Genomic DNA, 17,615 nt, shown 5'->3' with positions numbered 1-17,615 from the left:
GCCAACGTCCTTTCGGTAAAAGCTTGTTGACGTTGCGTGGAACGTGCACGGGGGTGCTCTGATGAGCACCCCCGGAGCGGTTCAGCGGGGGCGGTTCACAGGATGGGGCGGGTCATGGTGAAGCGGGCGTTGACGTTGGCGTAGACGGTCTGTCGTTGGGGTTCGAGGTCGAGTGCGGGGGCGTGGTCGGGGGCTCCGCCGTAGGCGGCGGTGCGCAGGAAGCCGCCGGGGCTGGGTGGGAGGCCGGGGAGGTTTGCGGTGTTGTCGGCGCCGGTGTCGGCGAGTTCAACGACGGCGGTGAGTTGGGCGCCGAGTGCGGCGGCGTATTCGCGGGCGCGTTGGACGGCTTCGTGGACGGCTTGGCGGCGGGCTTCGGCGTGGGCGGGTGAGTCGGGGCGGAGGCTCCACCAGGGTCCGTCGACGCGGGTGAGTTCGAGTTCGGCGAGGCGGGTGGCGAGTTCGCCGAGGGTGGTGAAGTCGGTGAGGGTGGCGGTGACGTGGACGTGGCCGTGGTAGGCGCGGATGCGTTCGTGGCGGCCTTTGTCGGTGAGTTGGGGGGTGATGGTGAAGGTGCCGGTTTCGAGTTTTTCGACGGCGTCGCCGTAGGACTTGAGGAGATCGAGGACTTTGTTGTTGCGGTGGGTGAGGTCGCCGAGGGTGGTGCGGCGGTCGGTGCCGCGGGCGTTGACGCTGATGCCGAGGCGGGCGATTTCGGGGTCGACTTCGAGGCGGGCTTCGCCGCGGACGGCTATGCGGGGGTGTTCGGGGGTTCCGTAGGGCTGGGGGGTGGGTTGGGGGTCGGGTTGTGGTGTGGTCATGGGGTCAGCGTCCCAGGTGGTGACGGGATCGCAACCTTGTGAGGGTGTCGGTGGGGGTGGGTGGTGGGCCAGAATCTACGCGCCCGGAATCTACGCGCGTTGTCGTGCTTCGTCTTCGGCAGGCGGGATTCCGGTTCTGGTTCTGGATATGAATGGGGAGAACAGAACATATGCCGCTCAACCGTAGGAATTTTCTGGGGCGTACGGCTGTGACGGGTGCGGGTGTGGCTCTCGCGGGCGCTGTGGGGACGGTGCCGGCGGAGGCTGCGTCGTCGGGGGCCGAGTCGTCGGGGCGCCGGAAGAAGCGGTACTCGTTCACCGTGATGGGGACGACGGATCTGCACGGTCATGTCTTCAACTGGGACTACTTCACGGATGCCGAGTTCGACGACAAGGCGCACAACGACGTCGGTCTGGCGAAGATTTCGACTCTGGTGGATCAGGTCCGGGCGGAGAAGGGCCGCCGGAACACCCTGCTGATCGATGCGGGTGACACGATTCAGGGCACTCAGCTGTCGTATTACTACGCCAAGGTGGATCCGATCACTGGGGCGAACGGCCCGGTGCATCCGATGGCGCGGGCGATGAACGCGATCGGTTATGACGCGGCGGCGCTGGGGAATCACGAGTTCAATTACGGGATACCGACACTGCGGAAGTTCGAGGAGCAGTGCGACTTCCCGCTGCTGGGTGCGAACGCGCTGGACGCGAAGTCGTTGAAGCCGGCGTTCCGTCCGTATGTGATCAAGAAGGTGTGTACGCCGTCCGGTCGCGATGTGCGGGTGGCGGTTCTGGGTCTGACGAATCCGGGGATCGCGATCTGGGACAAGGCGAATGTGCAGGGGAAGATGGTTTTCCCGGGTCTTGAGGAGCAGGCGGCGAAGTGGGTGCCGAGGCTGCGTTCGCTGGGTGCGGACGTGGTGATCGTGTCGGCGCATTCGGGTTCGAGTGGTACGTCGTCGTACGGGGATCAGCTTCCGCACATCGAGAATGCGGCGGCTTTGGTGGCGGAGCAGGTGCCGGGGATCGATGCGATTCTGGTGGGTCATGCCCACACGGAGATTCCCGAGTACCGGGTGGTGAACAAGAAGACGGGCAAGCAGGTGGTGTTGTCCGAGCCGTTGAAGTGGGGGCAGCGGCTGACGCTGTTCGACTTCGATCTGGTGTGGGATCGGGGTGCGTGGCAGGTGGAGTCGGTTTCGGCGAAGGTGTTGAACTCGAATACGGTGGCCGAGGACCGGAAGATCACTCGCCTGTTGAGTGCGGAGCATCGCAAGGTGGTGGCGTATGTGAATCAGGTGATCGGTACGTCGACGGCGGCGATGGGTGCGGCGGAGGCGCCGTTCAAGGACACGCCGGTGATTGATTTCATCAATCATGTGCAGGCGGAGACGGTGCGGGCGGCTCTTGCGGGTACGGCGTACGCGAAGTTGCCGGTGCTGTCGCAGGCGTCGTGTTTCTCGCGTACGGCGGGTGTTCCGGCGGGAAAGGTGACGATACGCGAGGTGGCGGGTCTTTATCCGTTCGAGAACACGCTGGAGGCGCGGCTGTTGACGGGTGCGCAGTTGCGTGCGTATCTGGAGTTCTCGGCCCGCTATTACGTGCGGACGCCGGCGGGTGCTCCGGTGGATCCGGCGAAGCTGACGAATGCGGATGCGATTCCGGATTACAACTATGACGCGGTGAGCGGCCTCTCGTACGAGATCGACATCGCGAAGGCGCCTGGTTCGCGGATTATGAATCTGTCGTTCGACGGGAAGCCGCTGGATGATTCCGCTGAGTTTGTTCTGGCGGTGAACAACTATCGTGCGAGTGGTGGGGGGAACTTCCCGCACGTTGCGGGGGCGAAGCAGTTGTGGGCGAATTCGGATGAGATTCGTAACACGATCATCGGTTGGGTGAAGGCTCGGGGGACCGTGGATGTGGGGCGGTTCGCGTCAGTGGACTGGAAGTTGACGCGGGATGGTGTGCCGGTTTTCTGAGGTGTGGTGGTTCTGGAGTCGTGGTGCGGTCCGCGGCTCCAGGCCGAACGTGGTGAAGGCGGTGCGCTGGGGCAGGGGGTAGGCGGTTTTGCCGGTGATGGCGTTGAGGATGACGGCGCTGCGCCAGGCGGCGAGGCCGAGGTCGGGGGTGCCGATGCCGTGGGTGTGGGTTTCGGCGTTCTGGACGTGGATGGCGCCCTTGACGGAGGGGTCGAGGACGAGGCGGTGGTGTTCGTCGATGCGGGGGCGGCCGTTGGAGTCGCGGCGGATGTACGGGTCGAGGGCGGCGAGGAGGGTGTCGACGCGGCGTTCGCGGTAGCCGGTGGCGAGGACGACGGCGTCGGTGGTGAGGCGGGAGCGGGTGCTTTGCTGGGTGTGTTCGAGGTGGAGTTCGACGCGGGTGGCGCCGACGCGTCCTGCGGTGCGGACGAAGACTCCTGGGGTGAGGACGGTGTCGGGCCAGCCGCCGTTGAGGCTACGGCGGTAGAGCTCGTCGTGGATGTCGGCGATGGTGTGGGTGTCGATGCCTTGGTGGAGCTGCCATTGCTGGGGCAGGACCTGGTCGCGGACGGCTTCGGGGAGGGTGCGGAAGTAGTGGGTGTAGTCGGGGGTGAAGTGTTCGAGGCCGAGTTTGCTGTATTCCATGGGGGCGAATGCCGGGCTGCGGGCGAGCCAGTGGAGTTTTTCGCGGCCGGTGGGGCGGTTGCGGAGGAGGTCGAGGAAGACTTCGGCGCCTGATTGTCCGGAGCCGATGACGGTGATGTGTTCGGCGGCGAGGATTTTGTCGCGGTTGTCGAGGTAGTCGGCGGAGTGGATGACGGGGACGCCGGGGGCTTCGGCGAGGGGGCGTAGGGGTTCGGGGATGTAGGGGGCGGTGCCGACGCCGAGGACGAGGTTGCGGGTGTAGGCGCGGCCGAGGGCGTCGGCTTCTCCTTCGGGGTCGAGTTGGGTGTAGTCGATTTCGAAGAGGACGCGTTCGGGGTTCCAGCGGACGGCGTCGATGTGGTGGTTGAAGTGGAGTTGGGGGAGGTTTTGGCTGACCCAGCGGCAGTAGGCGTCGTATTCGGCGCGGTGGATGTGGTGGCGCTCGGCGAAGTAGAAGGGGTAGAGGCGTTCGCGGGTTTTGAGGTAGTTGAGGAAGGTCCAGGGGCTGGTGGGGTCGGCGAGGGTGACGAGGTCGGCGAGGTAGGGGACTTGGAGGGTGGTGCCGTCGATGAGGAGGCCGGGGTGCCACTGGAAGGTGGGGTTCTGGTCGTAGAAGGCGGTGCGGAGGTCGTGGAGGGGGTGGGCGAGGGCGGCGAGGGAGAGGTTGAACGGGCCGATGCCGATGCCGGCGAGGTCGAGGGGTTGGTCGGGGGCGGAGGCGGGGGGCTGGGGGGTGGTCATCGGGTGGTGTGGCCTTCCACGAGTTTCAGGAGGTGTTGGAGGTCGTCGGGGCGGGTGTGGGGGTTGAGGAGGGTGGCTTTGAGCCAGAGGCCTTGGGGGGTGGTGGCTCGGCCGAGGACGGCGTGGCCGTTGTGGAGGAGGTGTCGTCTGGTGCGGGCGGTGGTGTGGTGATCGGCGCCGTCGGGGCGGAAGAGGACGGTGCTGATGGTGGGGCGGGAGTGGAGCTCGAAGGCGGGGTGGGCGTCGATGAGGTCGGCGAGGTGGTGGGCGGTGGCGCAGACGCGTTCGACGAGGTCGGCGATGCCGCGGCGGCCGAGGGCGCGGAGGGTGACGGCGATCTTGAGGATGTCGGGGCGTCGGGTGGTGCGCAGTGAGCGGTGCAGGAGGTCGGGGAGGCCGGCTTCGGTGTCGTCGGGGGCGTTGAGGTAGTCGGCCTGGTGGGCGAGGGGGTGCAGGGCGGTGGTGTCGGGGACGGCGAGGAGGCCGGCGGCGATGGGCTGCCAGCCGAGTTTGTGCAGGTCGAGGGTGATGGTGTGGGCGCGTTCGAGGCCGGTGAGGTGGGTTTTGAGGGTGTCGCTGAAGAGCAGTGGTCCGCCGTAGGCGGCGTCGATGTGGAGCCGGGCGCCGTGGGTGTCGCACAGGTCGGCGATGTGGGGCAGGGGGTCGATCTGTCCGGTGTCGGTGGTGCCGGCGGTGGCGACGACGAGGGTGGGGGGTGGCTGGGGTGTGCCGGTGAGGGCGGTGTGGAGGTCGTGGGGGTCGAGGGTGCCGGTGGGGGTGGGGAGGACGTGGGGGGCGGGGAGGCCGAGAAGCCAGGCGGAGCGGTGGATGCTGTGGTGGGCGTTGGCGCCGCAGATGATCCGCAGGGGGGCGGGGCGTCGTGCCGGGTGGGCCTCCTCGTCATCGGCCCGGTGGGCGGTTTCGCGGGCGAGGAGGAGGGCGAGCTGGTTGGACTCGGTGCCGCCGGTGGTGACGAGGGCGTCGGGGGTGGGGCGGTGGGGGTAGGCGAGGCGGGCCAGGGCGTGGGTGACGAGGGTTTCGAGGGTGGTGGCCGAGGGGGCCTGGTCCCAGGAGTCGAGGGAGGGGTTCAGGGCGCCGGCGGCGAGGTCGGCGGCGGTGGCCACGGCGAGGGGTGGGCTGTGCAGGTGGGCGGCGCAGTGGGGGTCGGCGGGGTCGGCGGCGCCTTCGGCGAGGGCTTGGACGAGGGTGTGGAGGGCTTCGTCGGGGCCGGTGCCGTGTTCGGGGAGGGCGGGGGTGACGGCGGCTCGTATGCGGGCCGCGACGGCGTCGGGGCCGCCGGCGGGGAGGGGGCCGCCGCGGGCGGTGGCGCCGCGGGCGAGGGCGCGCAGGGTGGTGTCGATGAGGGGGCGCAGGGCGCGGGCGCCTTGGGTGCCGCCGGCGAGCGCTGTCGCGGGGGTGTGGCGGGCTGCGGGCGGCGCGGGCATGCGGGTGGGCCCCTTTTTGGGTTGGGTTTTCCGGGTTGGGTCGGGGGGTACTTCTGGTCCGTTCCTGGGTCCGTGGTGGGTCGGGGTCGGCACAGACGGCCCAAGCTACCGGCTGTGTACGCTGCGTGACGTGGAGTGCGGGAGGTTTCGCCCGATGGTGGTACGGGCCCGGAATGCGTTGGCTGTACGGGGCGGGCCCGGCCTTGTGGCGGGGGTGAGTTGGGCTGCCGGGCGGGGTGCGGGTCGTCGGTGGGGGCGGGCTTCAAGGTAATGTGCACACCATGGCCATGACTTTTGCTATCGACGTGGGGCCGCTGAAGCCCGAGCTCGCACCGCTCGTCCTCGGGCTGGTGCTCTTCTTCATCGTTTTCGCCGTGATGGCGAAGTTGATCCTGCCGCGGATCAACAAGGTCCTCGTCGAGCGCGAGAAGGCCACGGACGGTACGTTCGAGGACGCGGAGGAGACGCGCGCCGAGGCGGAGCGGGTCCACGCCGAGTACCAGGCGCTGCTGGCGGAGGCCCGTCATGAGGCGGCGCGGCTGCGTCAGGAGTCGGTCGAGCAGGGTACGGCGATCATCGCCGAGCTGCGTGCCGAGGGTCAGCGTCAGCGTGAGGAGATCATTTCGGCGGGTCACGCGGTGATCGACGCCGAGCGGGCGGTCGCGGAGGCCGAGCTGCGTGAGCAGGTCGGTGCGCTGGCGACGGAGCTGGCGGGCAGGATCGTCGGCGAGTCGATGGCGGACTACGCGCGGGAGAGCGGTGTTGTCGACCGTTTCCTGGAGGAGCTGCGTACGGCTCAGCCGTCGGATGCGGCGAAGCGCGACTGACAACCGGCGAAGCCATAGGCCCAGGCGCCCGCACCCCTTGTCGGGGGTGCGGGCGCCTTGTCGTGTGCTGACCGCTACGGGCGCGGGGGCCGGCCGGCGGTGGCGCGGACGGCCAGGGCGCGGCGCAGGTCGTCGAGCTGGTCGGTGAGCCTGCGGCGGAGTGCGGGGGTGGGGTCGGCGTCGCGCAGGCAGGTTTCGCCCTGGGTGAGGGTGTGTTCGTCGATGAGGGTGTGGGGGAAGCCGGGGCCGCCGGCGGCGGAGGCGAGGGCGGGGCCGCGGCGGGCGGCGAGGGCGACGGCGTCGGGGTAGTAGCGGTCGCGGTAGGGGTGCAGGAGGTCGTGGTGTTCGGGTTGCCAGAAGCCGTGGGCGGTGGCGGTGAAGAGGTAGTTGGACAGGTTGTCGCCGGTGTACATGGTGTTCCAGGCGGTGGCCTTGCCGGTGGGGTCGGGGAGGGCGGCGCGGCAGCGGGCGGCGCCTTCCTGGCCGGTGGCGCTGGGGTCGCGGGTGAGTTCGGTGTCGATGTCGTGGTGGGTGAGGGCGCCGAGGACGGCGAGGCGGGTGAGGGTGCGCCAGCGTAGTTCGGGGTCGAGGGCGGGGCCGCCGGGGACGGTTTCGTCGTGCAGCCAGGTGTGGAGGGTGGTGGTGTCGGTGGTGCTGTCGATGAGGGTGCGCAGTGCGGTCAGGCGGAGGCCTTCGGTGCCGGGGTGGCGGTGGCGTTCGAGGAGGTCGTGGCAGAGGTCGGTGAGGGTGGCGAGGGCGTGGGGGCGGTGGGTGGGGGTGGTGTAGCGGTCGGCGATGTGGGTGCGGGCGAACGTCAGGACGCCGGTGGTGATGGCGATGTCGTGTTCGTGGGGCAGGTGGGTGCGGGCGGCGTCGAGGTAGGTGGTGGGGGGCAGCTCGCCATCGCGGACCATGTCGCGGGCGGCGTTCCACACGACGGCGCGGGCGAGGGGGTCGGGGATGCCGGAGAGGGTGGCGAGGGCGGTGGTGCGGGAGGTGGGGTCGAGGCGGATCTTGGTGTAGGTGAGGTCGTCGTCGTTGAGGAGGATCAGTGCGGGGCGGGGGCCGGTGAGGGTGTGGGTGCGGGTGCCGCCGCCGGCGGGGAGGTCGGTGGTGAGGCGGTCGCGCAGGACGAGGGTGGCGCTGTCGTCGGGGGCGTGGTCGTAGAGGGCGGCGTGGAGGTGGTGGGGGCGGGTGCCGTGGTGGTGGAGGTCGAGTCGCCACTGGTTGTCGGTGCCGGCGGTGATGTGGGGGGTGAGGGTGTCGACGCCGGTGGTGCGCAGCCAGGTGTGGGCCCAGGCGGGGACGTCGCGGGTGGAGTGGCGGGCGAGGGAGTCGATGAAGTCGGCGAGGGTGGCGTTGGCGAAGCGGTGGCGGGCGAAGTGGTCGTTGATGCCGGCGAGGAAGTCCTTCTCGCCGAGCCAGGCCACGAGCTGGCGCAGGGCGGAGGCGCCCTTGGAGTAGGAGATGCCGTCGAAGTTGAGGAGGGCGGAGGCGGTGTCGTGGACGTCGTCGGCGGCGGGGGCCACGGGGTGGGTGGAGGGGCGTTGGTCGGCGTCGTAGCCCCAGGATTTGCGGGTGACGGCGAATTCGGTCCAGGTGCCGGTGAAGCGGGTGGCTTCGGAGAGGACCTGGTAGCCCATGTATTCGGCGAAGGACTCGTTGAGCCAGATGTCGTCCCACCATTGGAGGGTGACGAGGTCGCCGAACCACATGTGGGCCATTTCGTGGGCGATGACCATGCCGCGGGTCTGGCGTTCGGTGTCGGTGACGGCGGAGCGGTAGACGAATTCGTCGCGGAAGGTGACCAGGCCCGGGTTCTCCATGGCACCGGCGTTGAATTCGGGGACGAAGGCCTGGTCGTAGGAGTCGAAGGGGTAGGGCTCGGCGAAGATCTCGTGGTAGCGGTCGAAGCAGCGGCGGGTGATGTCGAGGATTTCGTCGGCGTCCGCGTCGAGGTGGGGGGCGAGGGAGCGGCGGCAGTGCAGGGCGAAGGGGATGCCGGCGTGCTGGGTGCGCACGCTGTGCCAGGGGCCTGCGGCGAAGGCGACGAGGTAGGTGCTCAGGGGTTGGGTGGTGGCCAGCTGCCAGCGGCCTTCGGCCGGTGGTCCGACGCGGGTGGCGATGGCGTTGCCGAGGACGGTCCACTGGGGTGGTGCGGTGACGGTGGCGTCGAAGACGGCCTTGAGGTCGGGCTGGTCGAAGGCGGCGAAGACGCGCTGGACGTCGTCGAGGAAGGCCTGGGTGTAGAGGTAGGTCTCGCCGTCGGCGGGGTCGGTGAAGCGGTGCATGCCTTCGCCGGTGCGGGAGTAGCGCATGTCGGCTTCGACGCGCAGTTCGTGTTCGCCGGGGGTCAGGGTGAGCGGGAGCCGGTTGTCGTCGAGGCCGGCGGGGTCGAGGGGGTGGCCGTCGAGGGTGGCGTGGTGGAGGACGGCGGGTTTGAGTTCGACGAAGGTGGTGGCGGCTTGGCGGGCGGTGAAGCGGATGACGGTGGTGGAGCCGAATGTGGCGTCGCCGCGGGTGAGGTCGAGATCGATCGTGTAGTGGTGGACGTCGAGGAGGCGGGCTCGGGTCTGGGCTTCGTCGCGTGTCAGTACGGGCATGGGGTCATGCTGCCGTAGCGCTGGGCGCTGGCCGAGTGGTATTTCGGGTGCCGGGCTTTTCGGGTGCCCGTTGTGGTGGGTGCCGGGGGCCGGGGGCTCCGGAGGGTGTTCCGGAATCGGATATTTACGGGCCCGTTGCCGTCTCCTGTGTCGGGTCCTCGGAACTTGGGCCCACAAATATCCGGCAGCATTCCGGAACACCCTCCTGCGCCCCCGGCCCCCTCCCGTCCGGGCTCGCCCGCGCCCCCTACGCCCGCGCGATCGTCTCGTGGTGGCGGATGACCTCCGCGATGATGAAGTTCAGGAACTTCTCCGCGAACGCGGGGTCCAGCTTGGCGTTCTCCGCCAGTTCGCGCAGGCGTGCGATCTGGCGGGCCTCCCGGGCGGGGTCGGCGGGGGGCATTTTGTGGGCGGCCTTGAGGTGGCCGACCTGCTGGGTGCATTTGAAGCGCTCGGCGAGCATGTGGATCACCGCGGCGTCGATGTTGTCGATGCTGTCGCGCAGGCGGCCGAGCTCGGCGCGTACGGACTCGTCGTTGGCACTGTTGTTCATGTCCACGCGTCGAGCCTATGCGGACGGACGCGATTCGATGACCGGCGGGTGCTCCGGATCGGGGACGCGGTTGCTCCACCCGCCGGGTACGGCCCTGCCGCAGCGTTCCCGGAAGCGGATGGGGGCGGTGCCCACGCGGCGGGTGAAGAGGCGGCTGAAGTAGGCGGGGTCGTCGTAGCCGACGCGGCGGGCGACGGCGGCGACGGGCAGCTCGGTGGCGGCCAGGAGTTCCTTGGCGCGGCCCAGCCGGATGCCCAGCAGGTAGTCCTTGGGGCTGCATCCGGCGCCGCGCCGGACGGCGGTGCGCAGCTCGGCCGGGGTCATGCCGTGGCGGGCGGCGTGCTGGGCGACGGACAGGGGCAGGAAGGCGTCGCGGGCCAGGGCGAGGAGGACGGGGTCGGTGTCGCCGCCGGCGTCGGCGCGGGCGCTGCGCAGGGCGACGAGGAGTTCGTGGACGGCGGCGGAGGTCTCGATCTCGAGCAGGGGGTTGCCGCGGCGGGCGGCGCGGGCGATGCGGCCGACGGCGGCGCGGGCGGCGGTGGTGTCGGCGAGTGGCACGACGGGGCGTTCGGGTTCGATGCAGCCGAGTTCGGTGTAGGCGGCGACGGCGGTGCCGGTGAAGTCGACGAAGCTCTCGTCCCAGCCGGGGCCGGGTGCGGCCCCGTAGTGGTGGGGTACGCCGGGTACGAGCCAGAGGAGGGCGGGGGCGGTGACGGGCCGGGTGCGGCCGTCGGGGGTGCGGTACCAGCCGCTGCCGGCGCTGATGACGACGGCGACGTGGTGGTCGAGGACGCGGGGGCCGACGGCTGGCAGGGCGCCGTACTGCAGGCCCACGCCGAGGCAGACCAGGCCGAGCCGGTGGTGGACCGGGCCGGGGGTGAAGTACCGCATCCAGGTGTGGTACACGCTCACTGCCTTTCGTCCGTGGCGCCGGCGGCCGTGTGCTCCGTCCAATCAGGGCCGATCTTTGTCCATGGCCCTCGTGCCCGCCAGAGGGCGACGATGGTCGCCGGCGGGCGGTGGGAGTCGGGGTGGTGGGCGTGCCGGAATTCGTGGTGGGGGACGAGGGTTTCGAGCTCGGTGGGCGGCCGGTGCAGCTGTCGTCGGGGGCGCTGCACTACTTCCGGGTGCACGAGGGGCTGTGGGCGCACCGGCTGGGGATGCTGGCGGCGATGGGGCTCAACTGTGTGGAGACCTATGTGCCGTGGAATCTGCACGAGCCGTATCCGGGGCGGCCGCGGGACGTGGCCGCGCTGGGGCGTTTTCTGGATGCCGCTGCGGGGGCGGGGTTGTACGCGATCGTGCGCCCGGGTCCGTACATCTGTGCGGAGTGGGAGAACGGTGGACTGCCGTGGTGGATCACCCGTGGGCTCGGTGCACGCGCGCGTACCTGTGACGAGGGGTTCGTGCGGGCGGTGGACCGGTGGCTGGCGCTGGTGGCGGGCGAGGTGGTGGGGCGGCAGGTGGACCGGGGTGGTCCGGTGGTGCTGGTGCAGGTGGAGAACGAGTACGGGTCCTACGGCAGCGATCAGGTGTATCTGCGGCGCCTGGTGGAGCGATGGAGGGCGCTGGGGGTGCGGGTTCCGCTGATCACTTCGGACGGTGCGGAGGAGCACATGCTCTCCGGGGGTTCGGTGCCGGGGGCGCTGGCGACGGTGAACTTCGGGTCGGGGGCGCGGGAGGCGTTCGCGGTGCTGCGGCGGTACCAGCCGCGGGGGCCGCTGATGTGCACGGAGTTCTGGTGCGGCTGGTTCACGCACTGGGGTGGCCCGGTGGCCTCGCGTGCGGCGGAGGACGCGGCGGCGGTGCTGCGGGAGATTCTCGAGTGCGGTGCGTCGGTGAACCTCTACATGGCGCACGGCGGTTCGAACTTCGGTGGCTGGGCGGGCGCCAACCGTGCGGGTGAGGATCACCGGGGTGCGCTGCGGCCGACGGTGACGTCCTACGACTACGACGCTCCGGTCGACGAGTACGGGCGTGCCACGCGGAAGTTCTGGGCGCTGCGCGAGGTGCTGTCCGCCTACGCGGACGGTCCGCCGCCCGCGCTGCCGGCCGTGCCGCCGGTGCTGGGTGAGGCGGTGGTGGTGGAGCCGGGCCGGTGGGCGCCGCTGGGGGCGGTGATGGATGTGCTGGGCCTGCCGGAGGCGCACGGCGCTGTGCCGCCGTCGTTCGAGGAGCTGGGGGTCGACCGGGGAGTGGTGCGCTACCGCGTGCGGGTTCCGGGGCCGCGGGGGGCGTATCCGCTGTGGGTGGCGGGGCTGCGCGATGTGGCGGTGGTGTACGTCGACGGGGTGCGCACGGCTGTGGTCGGCGACGCGGTGGATCCGGCGCCGGCGGGTGAGGTGGCGGGGGGTGCGGAGGTGGAGCTGTGGGTGGAGTCGCTGGGCAGGGTGAACTACGGTCCGCGGCTGGGTGAGGCGAAGGGCGTCACGGGCGGGCTGCTGCACGAGCGGCAGTACGTGCACGGGGTGCGGGCGCGCGGGCTGCGGCTGGACGCGCTGGAGGAGCCGGGGGCGCTGGAGAGGGTGCCGTGGCGGCCGGCGGGCGTGGGGCCGGGCGCGGGTGGTGCGGGGCTGTACGGGGCGTCGTTCGTGGTGGCGGGTGCGGGGGACGCGGTGCTGGAGCTGCCCGGATGGGTGCGCGGCTTCGTGTGGGTGAACGGCTTCTGTCTGGGCCGGTACTGGAACCGGGGGCCGCAGCGGACGCTGTACGTGCCGGGTCCGGTGCTGCGCGAGGGCGGCAACGAGCTGGTGGTGCTGGAGTTCGAGGGGGCGGGGGCCGAGGCCCGGTTCGGGCCGGTGGTTCTCCCGTCCCGCTGGTCACCGGCCGATGACGGTGACCAACGGGACGGAACCCCGTGAATGTTTATTGCCCGACTATCTGCACGGTGAAGCCGTCCAGAGCGAACTCAGCGGTCCCGTCTTCCCCGGCCTTCCGCAGCCCCACCCACACCTCACCCGTTGCGGGGGCGGTGAACTCGTACGTGTGCGTGGTGGGCGTGTGGGTGGCCGGCAGGGGCGTGCGGTCCAGTTCGCGTGCCGTGGGCTCGTCCACGGCGGTGACCCACGCGTACTGGCCGGCCCGCTCGTTCTCGTAGCGGAAGGTGACGCGGTGGCGGCGGCCGGGCTCGAAGCGGACGGTGTGGGGGACGGTGCGGTAGACCAGGCCGGGCCGTTCGCCGCGTGACTTCAGCGACTGGGTGCCGTCGATGACGTCGTCGACGGCCTTGCCGTTCCAGCCGCGCTGGGTGTAGGGCGCGTGCCGTCGGGCGATGTGGGTGCGCGGGTCGGTGCTGCCGCCCGCGTCGCCCTTGACGAACGGGCCCCAGCCCTGGGGCACGTGCTCGAAGTCCTCGGACACCAGGACCCCGGTGGCGGCTGGGGTCGGTGGACGGGTGCCGCGGGCGACCCGTACGTTGTCGAACCTGACCCGGGCGTCGCCTGCGGCGGTGGTGAGCGAGAGTGTCACCGGGCCGCCGCCGTCCGGCACGGTGAACCAGGTGAACAGCCGCTGGAAGCGGGTGTCGTGCTTGCGGTCGGCTGCCACGTGGTTGACGGCGGTGGAGGTGTGTGTCCAGTTGACGGCCGTCACGCCGTCGCCCGTACGGACCTCGAGTGCGGCCCGGCGCCGCTCCCCCGCGACGGCGCCGACCTCGACCTGGACGGACGCGGCGTACGTGCCGGGCGCGAGGCGCTGGAGCCGCTGGCTGACGGTGGCGGCGGGCCCGGGGGCGATGACCAGCTCCCAGTCGCCCAGTTCGCTCGCCTGGACGGTGGCGGGGCCGCTGACCCGCCAGGCGTCGAGGGTGCCGGAGTTGAAGGCGGGGTCGCGCAGGGGGGTGCCCTCGCCCCAGGCGGGGTCGGGGCGGGGGCGGCCGCGGTGGCGGGTGACGACGTAGGGCACGCCGGGCCGGGCGTCGATGGTGATCTCGTGGCGGCGGACGGGCAGTTCGGTGGTGGCCGTGCGGCCGCGGTCGGTGAGGCGGTGCAGGAAGACGGTCCGCCGGTCCGACCAGCCGCGCGGCAGCGTCCAGGTGGTGCGGCCGCCGTGGGGGTTGTAGTGGTAGAGCCGGTCGGGGTCGGTGGCCCGGCGGGGTTCCCAGGGCAGCAGGTAGGTGCCGCCGGCGCAGACGGTGCGGCCGTCGGTGGTGATGCGGCGGGTGCCGTCGCCGTCGGTGACGCGGGTGACGGGCGCGGCCGGCCCGGTGGCGAGGGTGATCTCGTGGTCGTCCCAGGTGCGGACGGGGAAGGCCTGCAGGTATTTGGCGGGCAGGTTGTGCGTCCAGATCAGGCGGTGGAAGGCGTGCCAGTCGGTCTTGCCCTGCCAGCCCTCGAAGCTGCCGAGGCGCGCGGTGGGCAGCAGGGGCCATTTGTCGGCGAAGACGTCCTTCTGGTGGTGGCGGATGAAGCGGATGAGGCGGGAGTTGATGCCGCGGGAGGTGTCGGGCCCGTAGTCGGTCTCGGTGGCCCAGTGGGACCACAGGCTGGAGCGCTCCAGGCCGTGGCCCCATTCGGTGATGACGCGCCAGCCCTGGTCGCGCAGGATGCGCTGGAGGGCGTCGGAGTTCCAGCCGGACTCGCGGAAGACGTCGATGTAGAGGGTGTCGAGGGCGGGGTCGGTCTCCTCGCGCAGCTGCCGGAAGCGGCGGGCGATGTCGCCGGAGACCAGATCGCGGCGGGCGTCGATCCGGTAGGACTGGTCGAGCCAGTCCCACTGCGGGTTGTTCTTGTCGACCAGGGTCTCGGAGAAGGCGTTCGCAACCGGATAGGACTCGGTGGTGTTTACGTGAACAGAGAAGTCGCTGTTCCACCGCTTGCCGATCCGAAGGAGGGTGTTGAGGTCCGCGAGGCCGCCCGCGCGCTCGTTGTAGTTGCCGCCGTAGTCGGGATGTGCGGAGTCGTGTCCCTCGGACTGATAGCCCTTGAGGAGGGTGAGCTGCCGCAACCCGTCGGTGGCGAGGTGGATGCGTTTGATGTTGTCGAGGGTGTCGAGGAAGGGGTTGGTCGCCTGGCTGGCGAAATTGAACGGGATATGGGGGACGACGCGCAGATGCTGCTCGTCGGCGCCGGGCGGGTTCACCATGATGTCCCGCATCGCGATGGCCGCGTCCTGCCAGTCGGCCGTGCCGTCGCCGTTGCGGTCGCGGGTGACGATGACGGTGGCGTGGGGCAGCGGGTCGGTGGTGGTGGCGCCGGCGGCACGGTGGGTCCACTGCCCGCAGGTGAGCTGGACCTTGGTGTAGCCCTCGCGCCGCAGCGTCTGGCGGCGGAGGCGGCCGTTCTCCCATGAGCTCGCGGAGTCGGGCCTGTCGTGGACGGTGTTCGTCTCGATGGCCGCGGCGAGCCGGCCCGTGCTGACCACGGCGTACGCGCATCCGGTGGGTGCGGCCTCCGGTGGCGTGGTGGGCGTGGGACGCACCAGGGTGTCACCGCTCTTCGCGGCGTCGAGCTGGATACGGGCGGCGAGCAGGGCGGCGCCGGGCTGGTCGCTGCGCACGCTCAGCAGGGCCAGGCCCGGAACGCTCAGGGTGCCGACGGGGAGGGCCGCGGCCTCGACGATGCGGGTGACGCGCCAGTCGACGCGCCGGCCGTCGACGCGGATCTCGACCTCGATGCGGGTGCCGGCGGGGAGGGCGAGGACGTACCGGGCGCTGTCCCCCGCCGGGGAGAGGGAGTGCGTGACCTGCGGGGTGTGCTCGGTGCCGTCGACGACCAGGGAGGTGACGGGGTCCTCCTGGCCGTGCAGCACGGCACCGGTGGCACGGTCGGTGTAGGACACGATGCGGGGGAAGGCGGTGTCGACGCGTACGTCGAGCTCGGCGGAGCGCAGGACGGCGGCCGCCGTCGCGCCGGCCGCGGGGCCGGTGCCGAGTCCGAATCCGGCGAGCGCGGTGGTGACGACGACGGCCCGGCGACTGGGGCCTGGGCCTTCGGGGCCCGGCTGGTGTGCGGTCACAGCCACACCGTGGGGCGGTGGGGGCTGAGGTGACCATGGACAAACGGGGGGTGCTATTGGATTAATGAGGCCAGGCGGTGCGTCGGGAGGAGCCGGATCAGCGGTCGGCTTGGTAGGCCCCGTCCGCGGCGGTGCCGCCTTGGCCGTTGGCCTCGAAGACGGTGAGTGTGCGGTCGCCCCTGATCTGGAATACGTTGGTGGGCTTCGCGGTATTGCCGGGGTTGCAGACGGGTTCGTTGACGGTAAAAACGGTCACATAGGTCTTACCGTCCGTTGTGGCTACGCGCGTGAGGAAGTTGACCACGCCCTTCTTGTGCACGTTGGGGCCGTTGGGCTCTTCGAGAGTCCATGCTCCGTCCGCTTTGGCTGTGGAGTCGACGGGTATGACGGTGAGCTTGTTGTCCGCGTTGAACTGGACGGACTTCACCTTGGTGCCGGCTTGGGTGATGGGGGCGGACATGACGAAGGCCACCGACCCGCCGGCACCCGGCGCCTCGGTGTAGTCGGCCACTGCGGCCCCGCACTGCCCGGGGTGTGCCGCGGCCACAGCCGGAGGCCCGGCACTCAGGCAAGCCAGCCCCAGAGCGGAGGAAAGTGCTGCGGCCGCGGTTGTCCTCAGCTTGCTTCGAGCGGTCATGCCAGGCCCTGTCTTTCAGTGGCAGGCGCTGTACCTGCCGTCACTACGACGGTCCCGGCGTTCACCGGAAGGTGCCATCCCATGTAAGCCATCCGAGGGCAGGGGCCGTTCGCGGCCGGGCGTGCCGAGCCGGGCGTTTCGGCAGAGGGAACAGCACGGTCGCTGCGGCATCATCGAGTCATGATCGCCACCATGCAGTGCACCGTCATCGACTGTCCCGACCCCCTGGCCCTGGCCGACTTCTACGCCACCGTCCTGGGGTGGGAGGTCGAGACCGACGACTCCGACCCGTCGTGGGTATGGCTCAACGCCCCCGGCAAGACCCAGCGGCTCGCCTTCCAGCGGGTGGAGGGGGACTACCGCCCCCCTCGCTGGCCCGATCCGGCGCACCCCCAGCAGTTCCACCTGGACCTCGACGTCGACGACATCGAGCGCGCCCACCACGAAGTGGTCGCGCTCGGCGCCGCGTTCCTGCACGACAGCGAAGGGCAGGAATCGGGATTCCGGGTCTTCTCCGACCCTGCCGGGCACCCGTTCTGCCTGTGCTACGGGCAGGGCGGATAGGCGCGGACAGGCAGGGCGAAGAGGCCGGGGGCGCGGCCAGGCCCCGGGCACAGGGGCCGCGCCGACCACGCATCACCCGTACAAGCGCGCCTTCGCGCCTACGCTTCGCCCGCCGCCCCCCGCAGTGCCTCCCCCGCGCCGCCCACGATCGGCGTGCCGTGTCCGAAGCATGCGATGTCCACGTCCGACAGCGACGCCTGGCGCCGGAAGGACGTGAGGACGCCCTGTCGGTCGGTGTTGAAGACGCCCGGTGTCAGCTGCCCGGCGTTGGCGATGGTGTCGCCCGTGAACAGCACGCCCGACGAGGGCAGATGCACTCCGACGCTGCCGGCGGTGTGGCCCGGCAGGTGGATGACCCGGGCCTCCTCGCCCCAGTCCAGGGTGTCCCCCTCCCCCAGTTCCCGGTCGACCCGGCAGGGGGCCTGCAGCGTCCTGGGGATGTCGCCGAGCGACTCGCCCACCGACTCGAAGATCGGCACCTCCCACTCCTGCAGCACCGGCGGCGGCTCCGGCGCCTCGCCCCGGATCACCGCGGCGTCGCCCGCTCCCGCAAGGATCCGTGCGCCCGTGGCGGCCGCCAGCTCCGCCGCCGAGCCGACGTGGTCCATGTGGGCGTGGGTGATCACGATCTCGCGCAGTTCCCCGGGGGCCGCCCCCAGGCCCGCCAGCGTGTCGAGGATCCGCTCGGCGTGGCCCGGCAGCCCGGCGTCGACCATCGCCCAGCCGCTGCCGCCGCGCAGGCGCAGCGCGTAGGCCTGACCCACGGCGAACTCCAACATCCATATGTCCGGCGTCACTTGAGTCGTTCTGATGTCCATGCCGCAACCCTAAGGACCGGCTGGGTG

The 17,615-nt window shown here is 70.8% G+C and carries 13 protein-coding genes; 4 read left to right on the top strand and 9 right to left on the bottom strand.

Going from position 1 to position 17,615, the window contains the following annotated elements:
• Window positions 1-95 precede the first annotated feature (95 nt).
• Window positions 96-818, bottom strand: a complete 723-nt coding sequence (locus ACIG36_RS04445; RefSeq protein WP_399921665.1) for an SIMPL domain-containing protein — start codon at window positions 816-818, stop codon at window positions 96-98.
• 170 nt (window positions 819-988) lie between these two features.
• Between ACIG36_RS04445 and ACIG36_RS04440 the strand changes: the two genes are divergently transcribed.
• Window positions 989-2,800, top strand: coding sequence for a bifunctional metallophosphatase/5'-nucleotidase (locus ACIG36_RS04440; protein WP_399921662.1), 1,812 nt, complete (start codon window positions 989-991; stop codon window positions 2,798-2,800).
• Here the strand turns inward: ACIG36_RS04440 and ACIG36_RS04435 are convergent.
• The gene (locus tag ACIG36_RS04435) at window positions 2,756-4,186 is read right to left on the bottom strand and encodes a lysine N(6)-hydroxylase/L-ornithine N(5)-oxygenase family protein (RefSeq protein ID WP_399921659.1); all 1,431 of its coding nucleotides are present in this window, start codon (window positions 4,184-4,186) and stop codon (window positions 2,756-2,758) included. The two genes, ACIG36_RS04440 and ACIG36_RS04435, sit on opposite strands and share 45 nt — an antisense overlap.
• On the bottom strand, window positions 4,183-5,631 hold the full coding sequence (locus tag ACIG36_RS04430; protein WP_399921656.1) for a pyridoxal phosphate-dependent decarboxylase family protein: 1,449 nt from the start codon (window positions 5,629-5,631) through the stop codon (window positions 4,183-4,185). Before ACIG36_RS04430 ends, ACIG36_RS04435 begins: the two co-directional genes overlap by 4 nt.
• Before the next feature lie 287 nt (window positions 5,632-5,918).
• Here ACIG36_RS04430 and ACIG36_RS04425 point away from each other — a divergent pair, with 287 nt between their 5' ends.
• Window positions 5,919-6,458 carry a F0F1 ATP synthase subunit B gene (locus tag ACIG36_RS04425; protein ID WP_399921653.1) on the top strand — a complete coding sequence of 180 codons (540 nt, stop codon included), beginning with the start codon at window positions 5,919-5,921 and terminating at the stop codon, window positions 6,456-6,458.
• A 74-nt stretch (window positions 6,459-6,532) separates the two neighbouring features.
• On the opposite strand, the gene pepN is transcribed toward ACIG36_RS04425, so the two are convergent.
• The 3 genes from pepN to ACIG36_RS04410 all read right to left on the bottom strand — a co-directional run bounded on the left by pepN (window position 6,533) and on the right by ACIG36_RS04410 (window position 10,520).
• Window positions 6,533-9,061: an aminopeptidase N gene (gene pepN, locus ACIG36_RS04420; RefSeq protein ID WP_399921650.1), complete on the bottom strand. Its 2,529-nt coding sequence runs from the start codon at window positions 9,059-9,061 to the stop codon at window positions 6,533-6,535.
• A gap of 247 nt (window positions 9,062-9,308) precedes the next feature.
• A complete protein-coding gene (locus ACIG36_RS04415; protein ID WP_071964734.1) occupies window positions 9,309-9,614 on the bottom strand; it encodes a chorismate mutase in 306 nt (101 codons plus the stop codon).
• A 15-nt stretch (window positions 9,615-9,629) separates the two neighbouring features.
• Window positions 9,630-10,520, bottom strand: coding sequence for a helix-turn-helix domain-containing protein (locus tag ACIG36_RS04410; RefSeq protein ID WP_399922202.1), 891 nt, complete (start codon window positions 10,518-10,520; stop codon window positions 9,630-9,632).
• A 134-nt stretch (window positions 10,521-10,654) separates the two neighbouring features.
• On the opposite strand from ACIG36_RS04410, the gene ACIG36_RS04405 reads away from it, so the two are divergent.
• Window positions 10,655-12,475, top strand: a complete 1,821-nt coding sequence (locus ACIG36_RS04405) for a beta-galactosidase family protein (protein WP_399921647.1) — start codon at window positions 10,655-10,657, stop codon at window positions 12,473-12,475.
• Between the two features lie 4 nt (window positions 12,476-12,479).
• On the opposite strand, the gene ACIG36_RS04400 is transcribed toward ACIG36_RS04405, so the two are convergent.
• Both ACIG36_RS04400 and ACIG36_RS04395 read right to left on the bottom strand, forming a co-directional pair.
• Window positions 12,480-15,569 carry an endo-alpha-N-acetylgalactosaminidase family protein gene (locus ACIG36_RS04400; protein ID WP_399921644.1) on the bottom strand — a complete coding sequence of 1,030 codons (3,090 nt, stop codon included), beginning with the start codon at window positions 15,567-15,569 and terminating at the stop codon, window positions 12,480-12,482.
• Between the two features lie 97 nt (window positions 15,570-15,666).
• Window positions 15,667-16,080, bottom strand: coding sequence for a hypothetical protein (locus tag ACIG36_RS04395; RefSeq protein WP_399921641.1), 414 nt, complete (start codon window positions 16,078-16,080; stop codon window positions 15,667-15,669).
• A gap of 306 nt (window positions 16,081-16,386) precedes the next feature.
• On the opposite strand from ACIG36_RS04395, the gene ACIG36_RS04390 reads away from it, so the two are divergent.
• Window positions 16,387-16,770, top strand: coding sequence for a VOC family protein (locus ACIG36_RS04390; RefSeq protein ID WP_399921638.1), 384 nt, complete (start codon window positions 16,387-16,389; stop codon window positions 16,768-16,770).
• A 98-nt stretch (window positions 16,771-16,868) separates the two neighbouring features.
• Here the strand turns inward: ACIG36_RS04390 and ACIG36_RS04385 are convergent, their stop codons facing one another.
• Window positions 16,869-17,588, bottom strand: a complete 720-nt coding sequence (locus ACIG36_RS04385) for an MBL fold metallo-hydrolase (protein ID WP_399921635.1) — start codon at window positions 17,586-17,588, stop codon at window positions 16,869-16,871.
• Window positions 17,589-17,615: the final 27 nt, after the last annotated feature.

The organism is Streptomyces sp. NPDC053048 (genome assembly GCF_044547045.1).
In the GTDB taxonomy this organism is placed as follows: Bacteria; Actinomycetota; Actinomycetes; order Streptomycetales; family Streptomycetaceae; genus Streptomyces.
The sequence above is the reverse complement of the archived record's forward strand: the minus strand, read 5'-3'. Positions and strand labels throughout refer to the sequence as shown.